Source organism: Streptomyces sp. CWNU-52B, assembly GCF_047444975.1.
Taxonomy (GTDB): Bacteria; Actinomycetota; Actinomycetes; order Streptomycetales; family Streptomycetaceae; genus Streptomyces.
In genome coordinates, this window is record NZ_JBLFJV010000002.1 from 186,960 (window position 1) to 205,837 (window position 18,878).

The following is an 18,878-nucleotide window of genomic DNA, read 5'->3' on the forward strand; positions in this document are numbered from 1 at the left end:
TTCTTTGTCTTGAGGGGCGCGGGGAACGGCGCGTTCTTTGTCTTGAGGGGCGCGGGGAACGGCGCAATCTTTTAGGGGCGCGGGGAACGGCGCGCTCAGCCACAAACCCCCCGCACCCCCCCCACAACCGCAACTCACCGCACCCCCACACCGGAGGTACTACCCCGGACGACCAACCGCGTGGACAACTCCGTCCGAGTCCCCTCAGGCCTCTCCCCACCCATCATCCGCACAAGCAAGCGCAGCGCAGCCGCCGACATCTCGGACAACGGCTGCCGCACCGTGGTCAGCCCCGGCGAAGCCCACCGCGCCTCGGGCAGATCGTCGAACCCCACCACACTCACCTCACCCGGCACGGACAACCCCCGCTCGGCGATCGCCCGGTACGCCCCCAGCGCCATCCGGTCCGAGCACACGAACACGGCCGTGGGCGGCTCCGGCAGTTCGAGCAACTCCAGCATCCTGCCCCGCGCGGAGACCTCGTCGAAACTGCCGTAGCGCAGATACTCGGGCCGATGGCGCAGACCGGCCGCCGCCAGCGCCGAGCGATAGCCGGCGACGCGCGCGGCGCTGCACATCCTGCGGCGGTAACCCGCGATGACGGCGATGCGCCGGTGCCCGAGCGAGAGCAGATGCTCGGTGGCGGTCACCCCGCCCTGCCAGTTGGCCGCGCCGACCGACGCGACACCGGCAGGCGGTTCGAGCGCCGGGTCGATCAGCACGAACGGGACGCGGTGCTGCTCCAGCCAGGCGTACTGGGACGCGGTCAGCTCGGCGAGGTTGAACAGCGCCCCTGAGGAGCCGCGCGTGGCGAGTTTGTCCAGCCAGTCGCGTTCCGGACGGCCGCCCCGGGCCGGCGCGGGGCCCACCGAGACCACCACCTCCAGGCCCGCGTCGTGCGCCGCCTGCTCCACCCCGTGCAGGATCGCCCCCGACCAGGAGCTTTCCAACGAGTGCACGACGAGATCGACCAGGCCGGGAGACTTGACCGCGTCGAACCTGGGTCTGCGCACATAGCCCAGCCGGTCGAGTGCCTCCGTGACCCGGCGGCGCGTCTCCGGTGCCACGTCCTCACGGCCGTTGACCACCTTGGAGGCCGTGGGCACGGACACCCCTGCCTCACGGGCGACGACCGCGAGGGTCGGCCCCGCCACGCTCCCGGTACGCATCATGGAGCCCACCTCTCCGGCCCGGTCCCGAGGGCCCGCGAAAGTTTCGGGTAGAAAGCGCTTCCTACATTAAGGCCGCCCGAACTCTCCGTGGAAGAGTGGGTACTCAGTGGAATTCCACAGAGCCGAAAGTCTCGAAATGCCGAACGTCCTGATCACGGTGGCTTCAAGGGGGTTCCCGGGCTGCGGGACAGGGGAGTTCCGAGGGGTCCTGCGGGTTCCCGCGGGGCTCGTCGCAGTGAGGAGAGGGTCGTATGCCCGAAGGTCCCGTGGTCGGTACGCCCTACGGATCCGTGCGAGGCCGTTACGAGCACGGCCTCGCCGTCTTCCGGGGCATCCCCTACGCCGCCCCGCCCTTCGGCCCCCGACGCTTCCGGCCGCCCGTCCCGCCCGACCGCTGGGACGGGGTGCGCGACGCGGGCGCGTTCGGGCCGACGCCGCCCAAACCGCCGTACTCCGAGGCGTTCGCGAAGCTCCTCTCCGACCCGGTCGTGCCGGGCGACGACTGTCTGAACCTCAACGTGTGGACGCCCGAGCCGGGTCCGGGCGCCCGGCTCCCGGTCATGGTGTGGATCCACGGCGGGGCGCTGACCCGGGGCTCGTCCGCGGTGCCGGTGTACGACGGCCGGGCCTTCGCCCGTGACGGAGTGGTGTTCGTGTCCCTCAACTACCGCCTGGGAGTGGAGGGGTTCGGCCTCTTCCCGGACGCCCCGGCCAACGCGGGCCTGCGCGACCAGCTCGCCGCGCTGCGGTGGGTGCGGGACTCGATCGCCGGGTTCGGCGGTGATCCGGACCGGGTGACCGTCTTCGGCGAGTCCGCAGGGGCGATCAGCATCGGGGCGCTGCTGGCGAGCCCGCGCGCCCAGGGGCTGTTCCGGCGGGCGGTGCTGCAGAGCGGGCCGCCCGAGGCGACGGACCGGGACAAGGTGCGGCGCATGGTGCGGCGGATGGCCGCCCGGCTGAAGGTCCCGGCGACCGCGCGGGCCTTCGCCGCCGTCGACCGGGCCGCGCTGGCCGAGGCACAGGCCGAGGTCGGCCGTCGGGCCGGCCCGGTCCTCGGCGGGCCCGCCTTCGGCATCGTCGTCGACGGGGACCTGGTGCCGCGCGATCCGCTGGAGGCGCTGACCGAGGGCCGGGTCGCGCAGGACGTGGAGCTGCTCCTGGGCTGGACCAGCGAGGAGTACCGGCTGTGGCTGGCGCCGACCGGTCTGCTCGAACGCCTCGACCGGCTCGGTCCGCTCTCCCTGGCCGGGGCGATGGCCCGGTGCCGGTGCGGGCCCGAGGTGCCGCGCGGTTACCGGCGTGCGCGGCCCGGGGTGAGCACCGCGGAGCTGGTGGGGCAGATGGTCACCGACTTCGTACTCCGTGTGCCGTTGCGCCGGCTCGCGGACGCGCCGCGGCGGGGGCGCGCGTACGTGTACGAGTTCGGCTGGCCGTCGAACGTGCCGGGGCTCGGGGCCTGCCATGCCCTGGAGCTGGGCTTCGTCTTCGACACGACCGAGGTGCCGGAGACGGCGCTGCTCACGGGGCCGGGCGCTCCGCGGGAGCTGGCGGAGGAGATGCACTCGGCGTGGGTGCGGTTCGCCGTCGCGGGGGAGCCGGGGTGGGAGGCGTGGGACGGGACCCGTCCCGTGCGGGTCTTCGGGGCGGGGGGACCTCCGGTCGTGCGGGGGCTTCGGGACCGGGAGTTGGGGCTGTGGCGGGTGGGCGGGGGCTGAGCGCGCCCACGCGGCGGAGCCGCATGTCGATACAGCCCCGCGCCCCTGAAAAGAAGACTGTGCAGTTCCCCGCGCCCCTGTAGGGGACTCAGTCCGTGTGGGCCGGTGTGGGGGTGTCCAGGGCGGTGAGTACCGCGTCGCCGTTCGCCCTCGCCCACTCGGTCAGCATGTGGATCGGGTCGATCAGGGTCGCCCCGAGCGGGGTGAGCTCGTACTCGACGCGGGGCGGCACCTCGGGATAGGCGTGGCGGCGGACGAGGCCGTGTGCTTCGAGCCGGCGGAGTGTCTGGGTGAGCATCTTGCGGGAGATGCCGCCGATCATCTCGATCAGCTCGCCGTGCCGCACCGGGCCCTCGCTGAGGCCGTAGAGCACGACCGCCGTCCACTTGTCGGCGATCAGCTCGACCGCCATACGCCCCGGGCAGTCGGCGAGAAAGGGATCACCGGGACCGTAATCGCTCATGGTTCCTACGGTACCTGGGGGTGCCTGTCAGAAACATAGCCTGGAATCTCTCCCCCCTTCCGAAGCCAGGAGAGTCATGCGAGTCATCACCCAGCAGACGTTCGGCGGTCCCGAGGTGCTCACCGTCGTGGACGCGCCCGAGCCCAGGCCCCGCCCGGCCGAGGTCCTCGTCCGGGTCAGGGCGATCGGGCTGAACCCGTTGGAGGCGCGGCTGCGCGAAGGCGAGTTCCCGCTGCTGGGCCCGCCGCCGTTCGTCCTCGGCTGGGACATCAGCGGTGTGGTCGACGAGGGACCGCAGTCGTGGCGGTTCAGGCCCGGCGACGAGGTGTTCGGGATGCCGCTGTTCCCGCAGCCGGCCAGTGCGTACGCCGAGGTCGTGTCGGCTCCCGCGTTGCACCTGGTGCGCAAGCCCGCGTCGCTCTCGCACGTCGAGGCGGCGGCGCTGCCGATCGTCGGGCTGACGGCGTGGCAGGGCCTCGTCGACCTCGCCGGTGTGAGCGAGGGCGACCGCGTCCTGGTCCACGGCGGCGGTGGCGGGGTCGGCCATGTCGCGATCCAGATCGCGAAGGCGCTCGGCGCGTACGTGATCACGACGGCCAGTGGGAGCAAGCGGGAGTTCGTCGAGGGGTTCGGCGCCGACGAGGTGATCGACTACACGGCGGTCGACTTCGCCGAGGCGGTCCGTGACGTCGATGTCGTGCTCGACACGATCGGCGGCGACACCGTGGAGCGGTCGCTCGGAGTGCTCCGGCCGGGCGGTCACCTGGTGACGGCGGTCGCCGAGTCGGACATGGAGCTCGTCGCCAAGTACGAGGCGGCCGGCCTGCGTTTCAGCGGCATCGGGGTCGACCCCGACCCGATCGCCCTGCGAGGTCTGGTCGACCTCGTCGAGCAGGGCAGGCTCCGGGTCCACGTGCAGGAGACGTTCCCGTTCGAGCGAGTCGCCGACGCGCACCGGCTGCTCGACGCAGGTCACCTCCAGGGCAAGGTCGTCCTCACCCTCTGAGCCCTCTGATCCCGCCGCCTGGCCGCCTCGCCGCGTGTGACGGGTGTGACGGGTGTGAGCCGAGTACCCCGCGCCCGCAGGCGCCGCCTGGAGTGACGGGCCCTTCGCGGGCGCGGGGAATCGTGCGAGGTGTGATCGGCCCCTACCTACCGGGCCGCGGACCTCTCACCGTCGCGGGCTCACGGCAGGGTCCATTTCTGGTTGGCGGCGGTGTGGCAGGTCCAGAGGTGGACGGCGGTTCCGTCGTTCCAGGTGCCGCCGGAGGCGTCGAGGCATTTGCCGGACTGTGGGTTGCGGATCGTGCCGTCGGTCTGGGGCGTCCAGGTCTGGGCGCCTGTGCCGTTGCAGGTCCACAGCTGGATCTTCGTACCGTCGGCGGTGGCTCCGCCGGAGATGTCGAGGCATTTGCCCAGTGCCCGCAGTGTGCCGTCGGTGGGGACCGTCCATTTCTGGGCGGCGGAGCCGTTGCAGGTCCAGATCTGGACCTTGGTTCCGTCGGCGGTCTGGGCGTTGTCGATGTCCAGGCACTTGCCGTTGACGCCCTTCACCTCACCCGAGCGCGGACCGGGCTCCTGCCCGCCGCCCTGCTTGACGCGGATGTTGCGGAAGGACACGTCGTCGCCGTCCCCGTGGTTCTGGATGCCGATGTGCCCCTGCTGCAGGCTGCGGACGGGATCGGTGTTGGTGAAGTCGTTGATCTCGCGGCCGTTGAGGAAGATCTGCAACCGCTCGCCGGTGACCCGGAGTTCGTAGGTGTTCCACTCACCCGGCGGATTCAGCGCCGCGTCCCGGGCGGCGAGGTCGGCGGACTGGAAGCCGTAGACGGAGCCCGTGGTGCGGTCGGCGGAGTCGGTGGCGTCGATCTGGATCTCGTAGCCGTTGTCCACCGCCGTCCACGGGTCGTCGGAGGCCGGGAAGCCGATGAAGACACCGGAGTTGTCGTCCCCGGCCATCCGCCAGTCGAGCTTGAGGGAGTAGTCACCGGTGAACTCCTGGCCGGAGTACCAGAAGAGACCCATCCCGCCCGCGGAGGTGAGCGTGCCGTCCGCCAGGCTGAACCGACCAGGCCCCGCCTGCTGCCACCCACTGGTGGACGAACCGTCGAACAGCGGGGTGTAGCCGGTCTCCGGACGGCAGTCGGCGTCGGTCATCCCGGCCGCCCAGCGGATACCGCCGAGGAGGTGGCGCCGGAAGTCCGGATCGGCGTACGACTCGTCGGTGTGCCCGCCGCCGGTGTAGAACGCCCGGCCGCCCTGGTAGTCCTTGCACCAGGCGATCGGATGGTCGCCGGACATGTTCCCGCCCGAGTAGCTGGACTCGTCGAGCGAGGCCAGGACATGGGCGGTGGTCCGTGGATTGGTGCGGTAGTTGTACCACTCGTCGGTGCGCTGCCAGGTGCTGCCCAGGTGGGCGGTGGCGTCGTGCGCCCGGTCCTCCACGTCGACGGTGGCGGACTGGATGGCCGGATGCGAGTGGAAGAGCGCGCCGGCCAGTCCCTCGTAGAAGGGCCAGTCGTACTCGGTGTCGGCGGCGGCGTGGATACCGACGTATCCGCCGCCGCCCTGGACGTACTGCTCGAAGGCCGTCTGCTGGGTGTCGTTCAGCACGTCACCCGTCGTCGACAGGAAGACGACGCTCTTGTACTGGGCGAGGTTGCCGGTGGTGAAGGCGCTCGCGTCCTCCGTCGCGTCCACGGTGAAGTTGTTCGCGGAGCCCAGGCCGCGCAGGGCGGCGATACCGGGCTCGATGGAGGAGTGGCGGAAGCCCGCCGTCTTGGAGAAGACGAGGACCTTGTACGCGGGGTCCGCCGCCGCGAGCGAGGGTGCTTCGGCGGTGCCGGACTGGGCCTGCGCGTGGGACTGCGCCGGGGCTTGGGGCTGGGTCTCGGCCGCTGTCGCGGGCAGCGCGGTGGCCTGAGGGGTCAGACAGAGCGTGGCGCCGGCGAACAGGCCGAGGGCCGCTTTGAGATAGGTACGCATGTCGGTCTCCTCCCTCCTACGGCAGGGTCCATTTCTGGTTGGCGGCGGTGTGGCAGGTCCAGAGGTGGACGGCGGTGCCGTCGTTCCAGGTGCCGCCGGAGGCGTCGAGGCATTTGCCGGACTGGGGGTTGCGGATCGTGCCGTCGGTCTGGGGTGTCCAGGTCTGGGCGCCTGTGCCGTTGCAGGTCCACAGTTGGATCTTCGTGCCGTCGGCGGTGGCTCCGCCGGAGATGTCGAGGCATTTGCCCAGTGCCCGCAGTGTGCCGTCGGTGGGGACCGTCCATTTCTGGGCGGCGGAGCCGTTGCAGGTCCAGATCTGGACCTTGGTTCCGTCGGCGGTCTGGGCGTTGTCGATGTCGAGGCACTTGCCGTTGACGCCCTTCACCTCACCCGAGCGGGTGGTGTCGCCCGAGGTGCTGAAGGAGAACTCGTCCACGTCGAAGAGCGAGCCGCTGCCGCCCTTGAAGACGAGGTAGAGGGAGGTGGAGCCGGCGGGCTGGTTGCTCAGGCCGGCCGTCACGTCCTGGAAGGTCTCCCATCCGCCGGTCACCGGCACGGTCGCCGTGCCGAGCAGGGTGCCGGTCGTGGATCCGGCGCGCACCTCGATGGTGCCGCCCGCCCCCGCGGAGGAGACGCGGGCGGTGAACCGCGACGCGTTGCCGAGGGCGTACGGCTCGAAGGAGATCCAGTCGCCGTTCTCGATGTTGCCGACGGTCTTCCCGCCGTGCGCGGGCGTGTGCGTGACGACGTCGACGCCGGCCGAGTCGCCGTAGTGCTCGCCCTGCCGGTGACTGGGCTGGGTGACGTGCTGGTCGTGCGTGGTCAGCGCGGGCTGGCCGCCGGCGCCCTTGTCGGTGTACTCGGCGTCGATCACGCCGAAGATGTTGGCGTTGGGGTCGTGCTCGCCGTCCGCCAGGGTCTGGAGGGTGCCCTCGCAGCCGGTGGCCGAGGTCTGCGGATGGCCGTGGCTGTCGTGCCCGACGATGAAGGTGACCTTCACCTTGGAGCAGTCGATGGTGCCGTCCTCCGGGTCGGTCACCGTCACCTTGAAGGGGATGGCGTCGCCGAAGTCGTGGATGCTGCCGTCCAGGGGCAGGTCGAGCCGCACCGTGGGCGCGGTGTTCCCCACCGTGATCTGCACGGAGGCCGAAGCGGACTTGCCGGTGGTGTCCTTGACGGTCAGCGTGGCCGTGTACTGGCCGTCGGTCGTGTAGGTGTGGGAGGGGTCGGCGGCGGTGGAGGTGGCGCCGTCGCCGAAGTCCCACGCGTAGGTGAGGGAGTCGCCGTCCGGGTCGGTGCTGCCGGCCGAGGAGAACGGCACGGTCAGGGGCGCCTTGCCCGAGGTGACGGAGGCCTTCGCCTGCGCGGTCGGGGCGAGCCCGTCGACGACGTGCTCGATGCGGTAGAGGGCGGAGTTGGCGTCGCCGTTGAAGTAGCCGGTGCCGTAGTCGAGGACGTACAGGGCGCCGTCGGGGCCGAAGGCCATGTCCATCACCTGCGTACCGCTCCAGGGGAAGGCGTTGATGGACTGTACGGTGCCGTCGCCGCCGGACTCGATGCGCTTGATCCAGCGCCGCCCGAACTCCCCGGCGAAGAAGTCGCCGTCGAACTCCTGCGGGAACTTCACCTCGGAGGTGGAGGCCGCGTCGTAACGGTAGACCGGGCCGCCCATCGGGGACTCCGAGCCGTTGCCGAACTCCGGGACGGACGCGCCGTCGTAGGGGATCCAGGCCGGCTGTACCGGAGGCAGGCTGGTGAGGCCGGTGTTGTTCGGCGAATTGTTGGTGGGCGCCGCGCAGTTGAAGGCGGACCCGGAGGCGCCGGTGGCGAAGTCGTAGTCGATGTAGGGGTCGTTGTCGCCGGTGCAGTACGGCCAGCCGAAGTTGCCGGCCTTGGTGATCCGGTTGAACTCGACCTGCCCGCCGGGTCCGCGGGTGGGGCTGGCGCTGCCGGCGTCGGGGCCGTAGTCACCGAGGTAGACGATGCCGGTGGCCCGGTCGACGCTCATGCGGAAGGGGTTGCGGAAGCCCATCGCGTAGATCTCGGGGCGGGTCTTCGCGGTGCCGGCCGGGAAGAGGTTGCCGCTCGGGATCGCGTACGACCCGTCGGCGTTGACCTTGATCCGCAGGACCTTGCCGCGCAGGTCGTTGGTGTTGCCCGCGGAACGCTGGGCGTCGAAGGCGGGGTTGCGGGTGGCGCGTTCGTCGATCGGGGTGTAGCTGTCCGAGGAGAACGGGTTGGTGTCGTCGCCGGTGGACAGGTACAGGTTCCCGGCCGCGTCGAAGTCGATGTCGCCGCCGACGTGGCAGCAGATGCCGCGGGAGGCCGGGACGTCGAGGATCTTCTTCTCGCTGGCGTTGTCGAGGGTGCCGTCGGCCTTCAGGACGAACCGGGAGAGCCGGTTGACTCCGTCGAAGGGAGCGAAGTCGGCGGTCGTGCCGTCGCCCGGGGCGTCACCGCCCGGTGTGCTGAGCACGGGGGCGTAGTAGAGGTAGATGTACCGGTTGGACGTGAAGCCGGGGTCGACGGCGACGCCTTGCAGCCCTTCCTCGTCATGGCTGTAGACGTCCAGCCTGCCCGCGACGGAGGTGGTGCCGCCGGCGTCCGTGAGCCGGAGCGTGCCGTCCCGGGCGGTGTGCAGGACCGAGCGGTCCGGCAGCACCGCGAGGGTCATGGGCTCGCCGGTCTCGGCCACGCCCTTGGCGAGTGTGACCTGTTGGTACTCGACGGCGGCGGCCTTGGTTCCGCCGGCCGGATCCGCGGGTCGGTCCGCGCCGGTGGCCGGTGCCACGGGCAGCAGGAACCCGAAGGTGCAGGCCACGGCGGTCAACAGGTACCGGACACGTCTGTGTCTGAGCGGTTTCATGCGCACAGAGGTCTCCCAGGGTGGGGGTGGGATGAGAGGTGCACAGGCGCGCGCCGTCGCGCCGTCGTACCCGGTCACAGCTCTATGACCGGTTCATTTCAAGGAAGTTAGCGAGCTTTGTCGATCGCCGTAACCCATCGAGCGCAACTTCCCAACACTTTTTCCCCACCGAGGACAAAGTGCCCCCGCCGCCAGGGGCGCGGGGAACGGCGCGCTCAGCCACGTCCGGCGGTCGGTGCTCCACGGCGGGTTCCCCCGCTCTCTCGCGGAGCGTTTCGGCGGAGGTCCAGTTCTGGCGGTGCGGGTCCGGTGGGCGGGCCTGCCTTTATAGGGGCGCGGGGAACGGCGCGCCCAGCCACGCCCGGCGGTCGGTGCCCCACGGCGGATCCCCCACCCCCTCGCGGAGCGTTCCGCCGGGGGCGAGCCCGCTTCCTGGGGGCGCGGAGAACGGCGCGCTCAGCAACGGCTGACGACCGGCGCGCCCTAGCGGAGCGCGGAGGCGATCGCCGAGATCCCCGACGGCCCCACCCGGCAACACCCCCCGATCAGCCGAGCCCCACCCCTCTCCCAACCGGCCACCTGCCCGGGGGCGAACGTGGGCCGACCCGTCCAGGCCCGTGCCCCCGCGTCCCAGGCCTCCCCACTGTTCGGGTAGACGACGACCGGCTTGCCGGTGACACGCGCGGCGACGGCGACCGCGCCGTCCACGTCCTCCGGCGCGCAGCAGTTGACGCCGACCGCGATCACCTCGTCCACGTCGGCGGCCACCGCGAACGCCTCCTCCAGCGGCTGCCCGGCCCGGGTCCGGTCCCCGGCGACGCTGTACGACAGCCACGCCGGCACACCGAGTCCACGCACCGCCCGCACCAGCGCCACCGCCTCGTCGGCGTCCGGCACGGTCTCCAGGGCCAGGACGTCAGGACCCGCCGCGGCCAGCACCTCCAGCCGCGGCCGGTGGAAGCGCTCCAACTCGCCCACGCTCAGGCCGTACCGCCCCCGGTACTCGGAGCCGTCGGCGAGCATCGCCCCGTACGGCCCCACGGACGCCGCCACCCACAGCGGCCGACGACCGCCCTGCGTCCCGGCCTCGGTCGTCCCGGCCTCGGTCCGGGCCGAGGCCCGCCGGGCGGCCTCCCGCGCGAGCGCGACGCTCAGCCCGAGGAGTTCGGCCGCGCGCTCGCCGGAGACACCGCGCCGCGCGAAGCCCTCGAAGGTCGCCTGATAACTGGACGTGATCGCCACACTTGCACCGGCCTCGAAATAGGCGAGGTGCGCCTCGGCGATCGCCTCCGGCCGCTCCACGAGCAGCCGCGCCGACCACAACTCGTCACTGAGGTCGTGCCCGGCCGACCTGAGCTGGTTGGACATACCACCGTCGAGGACGAGCGTGCCGACGGCGAGGGCTTCGGCGAGGGAGGGGCTGCTGGTCATGCCGCGACGCTAACGGAAAACGCGGTCAGCACCCCTCCGTCGCCACCAGGTGACTTCTTGTCGGTGCGCCGCAGTGTCTACGGTGCGCCGGGCGGAGTGTTCGACAAGTCGATGGTCTTCTGAGGCGGTGCCGCGGTGGGGACCTCTCGTGTTCCTGAGCGTGCCGACCGACGTGACCGCCTGGAAGTGCCGGACGGGATGACTCGTCGAGGCGGCTGCACCGAGGCCGCCACCGTCCACCTGGTCGGACTGCATGATGCGGCCGGTTCCTCTTCTCCTCGTCGGCCCCTCACGGGCCCCTAAGATCACCGCATGTGTGCAGCCGCCCTGAACCCCTCGCACTCCCCGCAGCTCGCCGACGAGGTCCGCGAAGTGTTCCGGCTGCCGTTGGAACGTGCCCGGTTCGAGCCCCTCACGCACAACCCCAAGAACGGCGTCACCGGTGGCGTCTGGCGCGTCATCGCCGGTGAGCGGTCCGCCGTCCTGAAAGTGCTGACCGGCTCCGGGGACACCACCGGCACCTGGGCCGCCTCGCAGGACCCGCGCCACTGGAACTATTGGCGGCGCGAGGCGCATGTGTACGAGGAGGGGCTCGCCCGGGTCTGGCAGCCCTGGGGCATCACCGCGCCCCAGCTGCTCGCGTCCGTCGAACGGCCCGACGGGGACGTGGCGTTGTGGCTGGAAGACGTCCGCGCCGGTGAACCGGCCACCACCTGGCCCGTCGCCCGGCACGCCGAACACGCCGAGCGGCTCGGCGCGGCCCACGGCGGGACGCTCGTGGACGGCGTGCCCGGCGACCGGTCCGCCGCCCGGCCCGGCGACCGCCCCTGGCTCAGCCGCCGGTTCCTGCGGGACTACACCTCCGGCCAGACCGTCGGCAGGGAACTGCTCGACGACGACACCGCGTGGCGACAGCCCCTCGTACGCGACCACTTCCCCGCCGGACTGCGTGAGCGGATGGTGCGGCTGCACCACGAACGCGAGTGGTTCCTCGCCGTCATGGAGTCACTGCCCCGCGTCTTCAGCCACCTCGACCAGTGGCCCGCGAACCTCGTCTCGCACCGCGGCGAAAGCGTCCTGTTCGACTGGGCGTTCGCCGGTGACGGCGCCCTCGGCGAGGACATCGGCAACTACATCCCCGACACCTTCTTCGACCTGTTCCTGCCCGCCGCCCGGCTGCCCGAGCTGGCCCGTGCCGTGTACGGGAGTTACGTACGCGGCCTGCGCGCGAGCGGCTGGCAGGGCGACGAACGCCTGGTCAGGCTCGGGGTGTGCGCGTCCGCCGTCAAGTACGACTGGCTCACCGCCCTGATGCTGTCCCGCGCGGGCGACGAGCGGCAGCTCGACTACGGCGGTGGCCGCACCGTCGAGGCCGAGCACCGCTACCGGGAACGCGGCGCGGTGCTGGCCTTCCTGGGGGAGTGGGCGCAGGAGGCCCGCCTGCTCGCGGACGAACTGGGCCTCGGCCGCTGAGTCCCACCGGCGGGTGAGGACCGGTTCTCCCCGGTTCGCTCCCGACCCGTTGACCTCCTCGTAACACGCCCTTACCTTTTCGGCGTTCGGGATGACAGATCTTGTGCGAAATGCCGAACGGATCTGTTTTCTTTTGTGGCCCCACCCCCTCTTTTTTGTGGCCCCCACCCCAGAGACGAACCCGAAGGAGCGTGCCTGAGATGAGACGCGCGTACGCGGTACTGCTCGCCCTCTGTCTGGCCCTGGCCGGCGCACTCGTCACCGCGGGACCGGCCCAGGCCGCGCCCCAGACCGTCACCACCGGCACGCAGTTCAGCGCTACCAACGGCAGCCCGGTGCACGCCCACGGCGGCGGGGTCGTCAAGGTCGGCTCGTACTACTACTGGTTCGGCGAGAACCGGAACACCGACAACACCTTCCGGTACGTGGACGCCTACCGCTCCACGGACCTGAAGAACTGGGAGTTCCGCAACCACGTCCTGACCGAGGCGAGCGACCCGGAGCTGGCGACCGCGAACATCGAGCGGCCCAAGGTCATGTACAACGCCTCCACCGGCAAGTTCGTGATGTGGATGCACAAGGAGAACGGCGTCGACTACGGCGAGGCCCGCGCCGCGGTCGCCGTGTCCGACACGGTCGACGGCGACTACACCTGGCAGGGCAGTTTCCGGCCACTGGGCACGCACATGTCCCGGGACATCACCGTGTTCGTCGACACGGACGGCGCGGGATACATGGTCTCGGCCGCCCGCGAGAACTACGACCTGCAGATCTACCGGCTCACCGCCGACTACACCGGCATCGCCGCCCTCGTCGCGGACCCGTGGCACGGAGGCCACCGCGAGGCCCCGGCGCTCTTCAAGCGCAACGGCGTCTACTTCATGCTGACGTCGGGCGCGACCGGCTGGAGCCCCAACCAGCAGCAGTACGCCACGGCGACCTCGATCGCGGGCCCCTGGACGGCGATGGCGAACGTCGGCGACTCGACGACGTACGGCTCACAGACCGCCTATGTCCTTCCCGTGCAGGGGAGTTCGGGCACCTCCTACCTCTACCTGGGTGACCGCTGGGGCAACGCCTTCGGCGGTACGGTCAACGACTCCCGTTACGTATGGCTGCCGTTGGCCTTCCCCAGCTCGACCACGATGTCCATGTCCTGGGCCCCGGAGGTCACCGTCGACACGGCCGCCGGAACCGTCTCCGGGACCAGCGCCACGTACAACACGCTGATCGCCCGCCACTCCGCCAAGTGCGCCGACGTCACCGGCCAGTCGCTGTGGGCGGGCGCCCAGGTCAAGCAGTACAGCTGCAACGGCGGCACCAACCAGAAGTACTGGTTCAAGCCGGTCGGCAGCGGCTACTACCAGCTGGCGGTGCGCGGCAGTTCCCTGTGCGTGCAGGAGAACGCGAGCACGGTCACGCAGGAGAACTGCGACGGCTCGGCGACCGCCCAGCAGTGGTCGCTCACCACCACCGGCTCCTATGTGGCCGTCACGTCCCGCGCGAGCGGCGAGTGCCTGGACGTGAACGGCGCGTCCACCGCCGACTCCGCCGCGATCATCACGTACGCCTGCAATGGCGCGACCAACCAGCAGTGGACCAGGGGGAGTTGAAGCACACCGGAATCGAGGCCCCCGGCCGTCCGCAGATGGGCGGCCGGAGTCCTCACCTTCGGAGCGGCTCTGACACTTCTTCCCTCGACACACCCGTGCCACCCCTCTAGAAAGCGCTTGCCATTCGAGGTACGGTCCAGCCGCCAGGATGAGTCGCCCTGTTGGAGGAGTCGCGTTGAGACGCACGACGATCACCCTGCTGGCCGCGCTGACCGCCGCCTCGGCCTTGTCCGTCACCCCGGTCCAGGCCCAGGCCCGGGTCGAGACGCCGCCGCACGACCGTGGTCCGGGACTGGGTCTGGGACTGGAGCCGGGGCTAGGGCTGGGGCTGAACCACTGCGTCGCGAACGCCTGCCACTTCGATGTCCCGCCCGGCACGTACGACGTACGGGTGCGGCTCGGTGGCGAGGCCGCGGCCAGTACCGGCATCAGCGGTGAGACCCGCCGCACGCTGCTCGCCGAGACGCCCACCGCGGCGGGCCGGCCCGTGACCCGCGCCTTCACCGTGAACGTCCGTACGCCCGAGGGGGAGCCCACCGGGCCCGCCGGCACCGCCGGGCTCGACCTGGTCCTCGGTGGCTCCGCGCCCGCGCTCGCCGGCATCCGGGTCACCCCGGCCGCCGCCCGGCACACCCGGCAGATCCTCCTCGTCGGCGACTCCACGTCCTGTGACCAGCCCGGCGACCCCTACTCCGGCTGGGGCCAGCAGCTCCCGCAGTACCTCCGCGAGGGCCTCTCCGTCGCCAACTACGCGGATTCCGGGGAGAGCACGGTCAGCTACCTGGCCGACCCGCGGCTCTTCCCGACCGTGCAGCCGCTGATCCGCAAGGGTGACCTGGTCCTCGTCCAGCTCGCCCACAACGACAAACAGACGGACGAGCCGACGTACCGCGCGAACCTCGAAACGCTCGTCGCCGGCGTGCGGGAAAAGGGCGGACGACCGGTTCTGGTCACTCCCATCGTCCGCCGCTGGTTCAACAGCGACGGCACCCTGAACAACGACACGGCCCTCCTGGTGAACGGTCTCGGCGTCGACCACCCCGCCGTCACCCGCTCGGTCGCCGCCGCCCACGACGTGCCCCTCATCGACCTCACCACCAGGACAAAGGCCCTCGTGGAGTCGCTGGGCGTGGAGGGTTCCAAGGCGCTGTACCTCTACGACGAGAAGCGCGACAACACCCACACCTCGGCGCGGGGCGCGACGGCGTACGCGGGACTCGTCCGCGACGAACTCCTCGCGCAAGGCCTGGTGCCCGAGCGCCAGGTGAGGTGAGCTGGACGCCTGGGACGTCCCGACCGGAACCGGGGCGTCCCAGGTGCACGCGTACCCGTGGGTGCAGCGGGTGCACGCGTACGCCGGAACGGTTCGGCGGGTGCCGAACCGTTCCGCGCCTAGCCTCGCCGTATGACTCCGCACGAAGCACCTTCGACTCCGACCACCGCCACCGCTACCACCGCCGCTGTCGCTGCCGCCGTCGTCGGGGATCTGGGCGGGACGCCGTGACGGACTTCGCCGCGCTCCACCACGCCGACGCCCCGCTCCTGCTGCCCAACGCCTGGGACCACGCCTCCGCGACGGCTCTGGCCGCCCGGGGCTTCACCGCGATCGGCACGACCAGCCTGGGAGTGGCCGCGGCCGCGGGTCTGCCGGACGGTTCGGCGGCGACCCGGGACGGGTCGCTCGCGCTGGCCCTGGCGCTGGGCAACGGCCCGTTCCTCCTGTCGGTCGACGCCGAAGACGGGTTCAGCGACGACCCGGCCGAGGTCGCCGGAGCAGCCCGCGAACTCGCCGCCGTCGGAGTGGTGGGCATCAACCTGGAGGACGGGCGCGCCGACGGCACCCTGGCCCCCGCCGAACTCCACGCCGCGAAGATCGCCGCGGTGAAGGCCGCCGTGCCGGGGCTGTTCGTCAACGCCCGCACGGACACCCACTGGCACGGGCGCGGGGACGGTGCTGCTGGCATCGAAGGCGGCGGGCGCGAGACGGTCCGTCGTCTCGACCTCTACCAACAGGCGGGCGCCGACGGCGTGTTCGTACCCGGACTCAGCGATCCGGGCCGGATCAGGGCTCTGGTGGCGGCGGTCGACGTACCCCTCAACATCCTCTACTCGCCCACCGGACCGACCGTCCCCGCCCTCGCCGACCTGGGCGTTCGCCGCGTCAGCCTCGGATCCCTCCTCTACCGGCGGGCTCTGGGAGCGGCCCTGGAGGCGGCGGACCTGATCAGGGCGGGGCTGCCCGTCGACGGGTCCGCGCCGACGTACGGCGAGGTGCAGGCGCTGGCCTAGGGTCGGCCCCGGTCGGCGTGGACCGCCCCGTCCGTCGGCGCTTCCTGGTAGCGTTGTTGTTTTCGTGGGTATAAGGCTCTATGGACTCCGAGCGGCGAGGGACGGACCCAGGACTCATGGACGGACTCCCCGGTACCAAGCGACTGGCCGCGGCCGTCGTCATGCGCAAGGGCCGCGTCCTGCTGGTGCGCCGCAGTGAGACCGAGCGGTTCCTGCCCCGGGTGTGGGGCGTGCCCTGCGGGAAGCTGGAGCCCGGCGAGAGCGCCGAGGACGGCGTGCTGCGGGAGCTCAAGGAGGAGACCGGGCTGCTCGGCGAGGTCGTCCGCAAGGTCGGCGAATCGTCCTTCATGAGTGAGTACCGCGGCCGGGAGACCAAGAACTGGCAGGAGAACTTCCTGGTCAGGCCCCTCTCGCAGCACATCACCCTCCCCGAGCCCGACCAGGCCCACTGTTGGCTGAGCCCGGACGAGCTGCACACCGTCGACATCGACGAGTACAACCTGGACATCGTGAGCCAGGCCCTCGCGAGTTCCTACGACACCGCGAGCGCGCTCACGGGCGTCGGCGCCTTCACCCACTTCTGAGCAGCTTCACCAACGTGTCGAGTTCGCCCACGTAGTCGTCCACGTCCAGCGGCACCTTCGGTACGGCCCCCGGGTGGGGCCCCGCCGCCGTGAACACGTCGGTGTGCCGCCGCCGCTCGCTCCCCGTCTCCAGGAAGAGCGTCACCGTCAGCTCGGTCGTGTCGCACCACGCCCGGTGCAGGGTGTTCGCGGGCAGGGCGTAGCTGCTGCCCGCCGCGTAGTGCGCGACCTGGGCGAGATGCAGCCGCGCCCGCCCCGCGGGCTCCAGCCGCCAGTCGGCCGAGCCGTCGCCCGCCAGGGACTCCTGGTAGCGGTCTGCCTCGATCCCGCCGTCGTCGCGGGGCGCGTACAGCTCCATCGCCAGCCGCCCCCGCACCACACAAGAGGCAAGCGGGGAACGGTGGTTGTGGATGTCCTCCTTGCCGATCCCGCCCCGCCCGGGATGCCAAAGGTGGGCGCGCAGCATGTGGTGCGGTCCGCCGTCGATGAGCAGGAGCTTGTCGAAGCCGAGGACGTGACGGTACGAGAGCCGGGCGCAGCCGTGCGGATCCCCTTCGCCGGAGGCGAGTTCGGCCACCAGCTCCAACAGGCGGTCGGGGGAGCCCAGTTCGGCCACGACCGCCCGTGCCGCCAACAGCTGTTCGTGCTCGGGCAGTTCACCGTCCAGGGACTCGGTCAGTAACCGTCGTGCCGCCAGGACCTGTCGGCCGCCCATGCACGATCCTCCCGGTTCAGTTGTTCAGTTGTTCGGTTGGTACATCCATACGGCATGAGACCGCAGCGCCGAAAGCCCTTGGTAGGTCATCCACATGGGGCGGCGCAGGTCACTGGTGTCGTCGCGGGCCCAGGTCCAGATGCCGTCGGTCTGCCCGGCCCACACGGCGCTCGCCGCGCCGTCCAGCAGTTCGCGCCACCTCTCCTCGATGCCGTCCTCGCGTGCGATGTCGCGGGCGCCGGGGGTGAGCAGGGCGCGGACGACCCAGGAGGCGGTGAAGTGCCGTACGTTCAGGACCTCGTGGCGGGACGGGTCGTCGGTGCGCGGCCTGCGGACCTCCTCGCGGAGGTTGGACAGGTCGAGGCAGGTGTCGTGCGGGGCGTCCGGACAGGCCAGCAGCCAGCGCACACCGTCCTCACGGGCCGCGCGCGCGTTGACGCTCTCGCTGCCCAGGACGTGGGCCGCGCGGTCGAGGGCCACCACCGCCTGGGCCGTGTGCAGCGGGGAGGGCGGGCCGTGCAGGGGCGCGAGCCGGTAGCCCCAGCAGCGCCGGTGCTCGCGGCGCGGGTCGGTGACCGCGCCCTCGACCAGCGCCTCGCGCAACAGCGGCAGGGTCTCCGAGCCGGGCGAGGCGCGCAGCAGACCGCGCAGCACGGTCGTCACGACATGCGTCAATTCCCGGCCCGTACGGTCCAGTTCACGAGTGAAGCCCGTCTCGCAGTGCGTCACCTCAGCGGTGAGCCGCTCCCGCGAGGCCCCGGCGCGGGCCAGTGCGCCCAGCACCAGGGCGGTCACCTCCGGGCGGGCCTGGGAGCCCTGCGACCGCGCCGACCAGCCGCCGTCCGGCAGGCGCAGCCGCCACAGGGTGTCCACCAGGTCGCCCGCGCCTATGCGCCCTTCCGGTATCCCCAGGTCGAGCATGATGTGCAGGCCGTACGCGGTGCCCACGGAGGTGGGCCGGCCGGGGCCGCGCTCGCCGAGGGAGTGCGGCCAGCCGGTGAGCCGTCCGCGTACGGGGTCGTCGGTCACGCAGATCTGCTCGGCGAGGGTGCTGTACGCGGTGGTGAAGAGGTCGGGGAGCGGGCCGGCCCCCGACAGCGCCGCCGGGCCGGGTGCCGTCGACCGACCGGAAGCGGACGCGGAGTTGGCCTCGCTCCTGGCGCGGAGCACCGCTGCCGACAGCCAGGCCGCGACGGCAGTGCCGAGTCCGCTCACCACGGCGATGGTGTAACGCGCGGACTGCGCACCGATGTTGTCCGGCAGGATGCCCAGCAGTGACTGGAACACCGCGTAACCGGCGGCCGCGGCACCGAGTCCGCCCAGCCAGCGCACGAGGCGCGCGGGGCGGGGGCCGTGCGGCACGTGCGGTTCCGGGGCACGTCTCGAAGGACCGCGCCGGAGCTGCTGTTGGGACACGGTTCGCTCCTTCCCCCCAGGGCACACGTGGAACCGGCGAAGCTTCCAGTCTAATTGGTCCCAACAGCAGTGGTCGCTCGTGCGACGCATGCCGTTGAGGGGCATGCGCCGCACGAGCGGAACCGGAAGCCGGGGAGGGCCGAGGGAAGGCCGAGG

At 71.4% G+C, this 18,878-nt stretch carries 14 protein-coding genes; 7 read left to right on the top strand and 7 right to left on the bottom strand.

The genetic code is table 11. The annotated features are described in order from the left end of the window. Positions 1-134 precede the first annotated feature (134 nt). Entirely contained in the window at positions 135-1,172 is a 1,038-nt protein-coding gene (locus ACLVWQ_RS02040) for a LacI family DNA-binding transcriptional regulator (RefSeq protein ID WP_414106326.1), read from the bottom strand. Positions 1,173-1,423: 251 nt separating this feature from the next. Between ACLVWQ_RS02040 and ACLVWQ_RS02045 the strand changes: the two genes are divergently transcribed. Beyond that, on the top strand, positions 1,424-2,887 hold the full coding sequence (locus tag ACLVWQ_RS02045; RefSeq protein ID WP_414106327.1) for a carboxylesterase/lipase family protein: 1,464 nt from the start codon (positions 1,424-1,426) through the stop codon (positions 2,885-2,887). A gap of 88 nt (positions 2,888-2,975) precedes the next feature. On the opposite strand, the gene ACLVWQ_RS02050 is transcribed toward ACLVWQ_RS02045, so the two are convergent. Beyond that, positions 2,976-3,350, bottom strand: a complete 375-nt coding sequence (locus tag ACLVWQ_RS02050; RefSeq protein ID WP_414106328.1) for a winged helix-turn-helix transcriptional regulator — start codon at positions 3,348-3,350, stop codon at positions 2,976-2,978. 76 nt (positions 3,351-3,426) lie between these two features. Between ACLVWQ_RS02050 and ACLVWQ_RS02055 the strand changes: the two genes are divergently transcribed. Further along, a complete protein-coding gene (locus ACLVWQ_RS02055) occupies positions 3,427-4,356 on the top strand; it encodes an NADP-dependent oxidoreductase (protein WP_414106329.1) in 930 nt (309 codons plus the stop codon). Positions 4,357-4,535: 179 nt separating this feature from the next. On the opposite strand, the gene ACLVWQ_RS02060 is transcribed toward ACLVWQ_RS02055, so the two are convergent. The 3 genes from ACLVWQ_RS02060 to mmuM form a co-directional block, all read right to left on the bottom strand. Then, positions 4,536-6,335, bottom strand: a complete 1,800-nt coding sequence (locus ACLVWQ_RS02060) for a ThuA domain-containing protein (protein WP_414106330.1) — start codon at positions 6,333-6,335, stop codon at positions 4,536-4,538. Between the two features lie 16 nt (positions 6,336-6,351). Then, positions 6,352-9,201: a PQQ-dependent sugar dehydrogenase gene (locus ACLVWQ_RS02065; RefSeq protein WP_414106331.1), complete on the bottom strand. Its 2,850-nt coding sequence runs from the start codon at positions 9,199-9,201 to the stop codon at positions 6,352-6,354. 483 nt (positions 9,202-9,684) lie between these two features. Continuing rightward, complete coding sequence (gene mmuM, locus ACLVWQ_RS02070) at positions 9,685-10,632, bottom strand: homocysteine S-methyltransferase (protein ID WP_414106332.1); 948 nt, start codon at positions 10,630-10,632, stop codon at positions 9,685-9,687. 312 nt (positions 10,633-10,944) lie between these two features. Here mmuM and ACLVWQ_RS02075 point away from each other — a divergent pair, with 312 nt between their 5' ends. From ACLVWQ_RS02075 to ACLVWQ_RS02095, 5 genes are all read left to right on the top strand, one after another. Then, entirely contained in the window at positions 10,945-12,105 is a 1,161-nt protein-coding gene (locus ACLVWQ_RS02075) for an aminoglycoside phosphotransferase (protein ID WP_414106333.1), read from the top strand. Between the two features lie 200 nt (positions 12,106-12,305). Next, positions 12,306-13,718 (top strand): RICIN domain-containing protein, encoded by a 1,413-nt coding sequence (locus ACLVWQ_RS02080; protein ID WP_414106334.1) that lies wholly within the window; start codon positions 12,306-12,308, stop codon positions 13,716-13,718. Positions 13,719-13,893: 175 nt separating this feature from the next. Continuing rightward, positions 13,894-14,991 (top strand): rhamnogalacturonan acetylesterase, encoded by a 1,098-nt coding sequence (locus tag ACLVWQ_RS02085; protein ID WP_414106335.1) that lies wholly within the window; start codon positions 13,894-13,896, stop codon positions 14,989-14,991. A 227-nt stretch (positions 14,992-15,218) separates the two neighbouring features. After that, a complete protein-coding gene (locus tag ACLVWQ_RS02090; protein ID WP_414106336.1) occupies positions 15,219-16,007 on the top strand; it encodes an isocitrate lyase/PEP mutase family protein in 789 nt (262 codons plus the stop codon). 116 nt (positions 16,008-16,123) lie between these two features. Next, positions 16,124-16,591: an NUDIX hydrolase gene (locus ACLVWQ_RS02095; RefSeq protein ID WP_414106337.1), complete on the top strand. Its 468-nt coding sequence runs from the start codon at positions 16,124-16,126 to the stop codon at positions 16,589-16,591. Here ACLVWQ_RS02095 and ACLVWQ_RS02100 read toward each other — a convergent pair. Beyond that, the gene (locus ACLVWQ_RS02100; protein WP_414106338.1) at positions 16,578-17,306 is read right to left on the bottom strand and encodes a hypothetical protein; all 729 of its coding nucleotides are present in this window, start codon (positions 17,304-17,306) and stop codon (positions 16,578-16,580) included. The genes ACLVWQ_RS02095 and ACLVWQ_RS02100 overlap by 14 nt on opposite strands. A 24-nt stretch (positions 17,307-17,330) precedes the next feature. Further along, positions 17,331-18,722 (bottom strand): hypothetical protein, encoded by a 1,392-nt coding sequence (locus ACLVWQ_RS02105; protein WP_414106339.1) that lies wholly within the window; start codon positions 18,720-18,722, stop codon positions 17,331-17,333. Positions 18,723-18,878 lie beyond the last annotated feature (156 nt).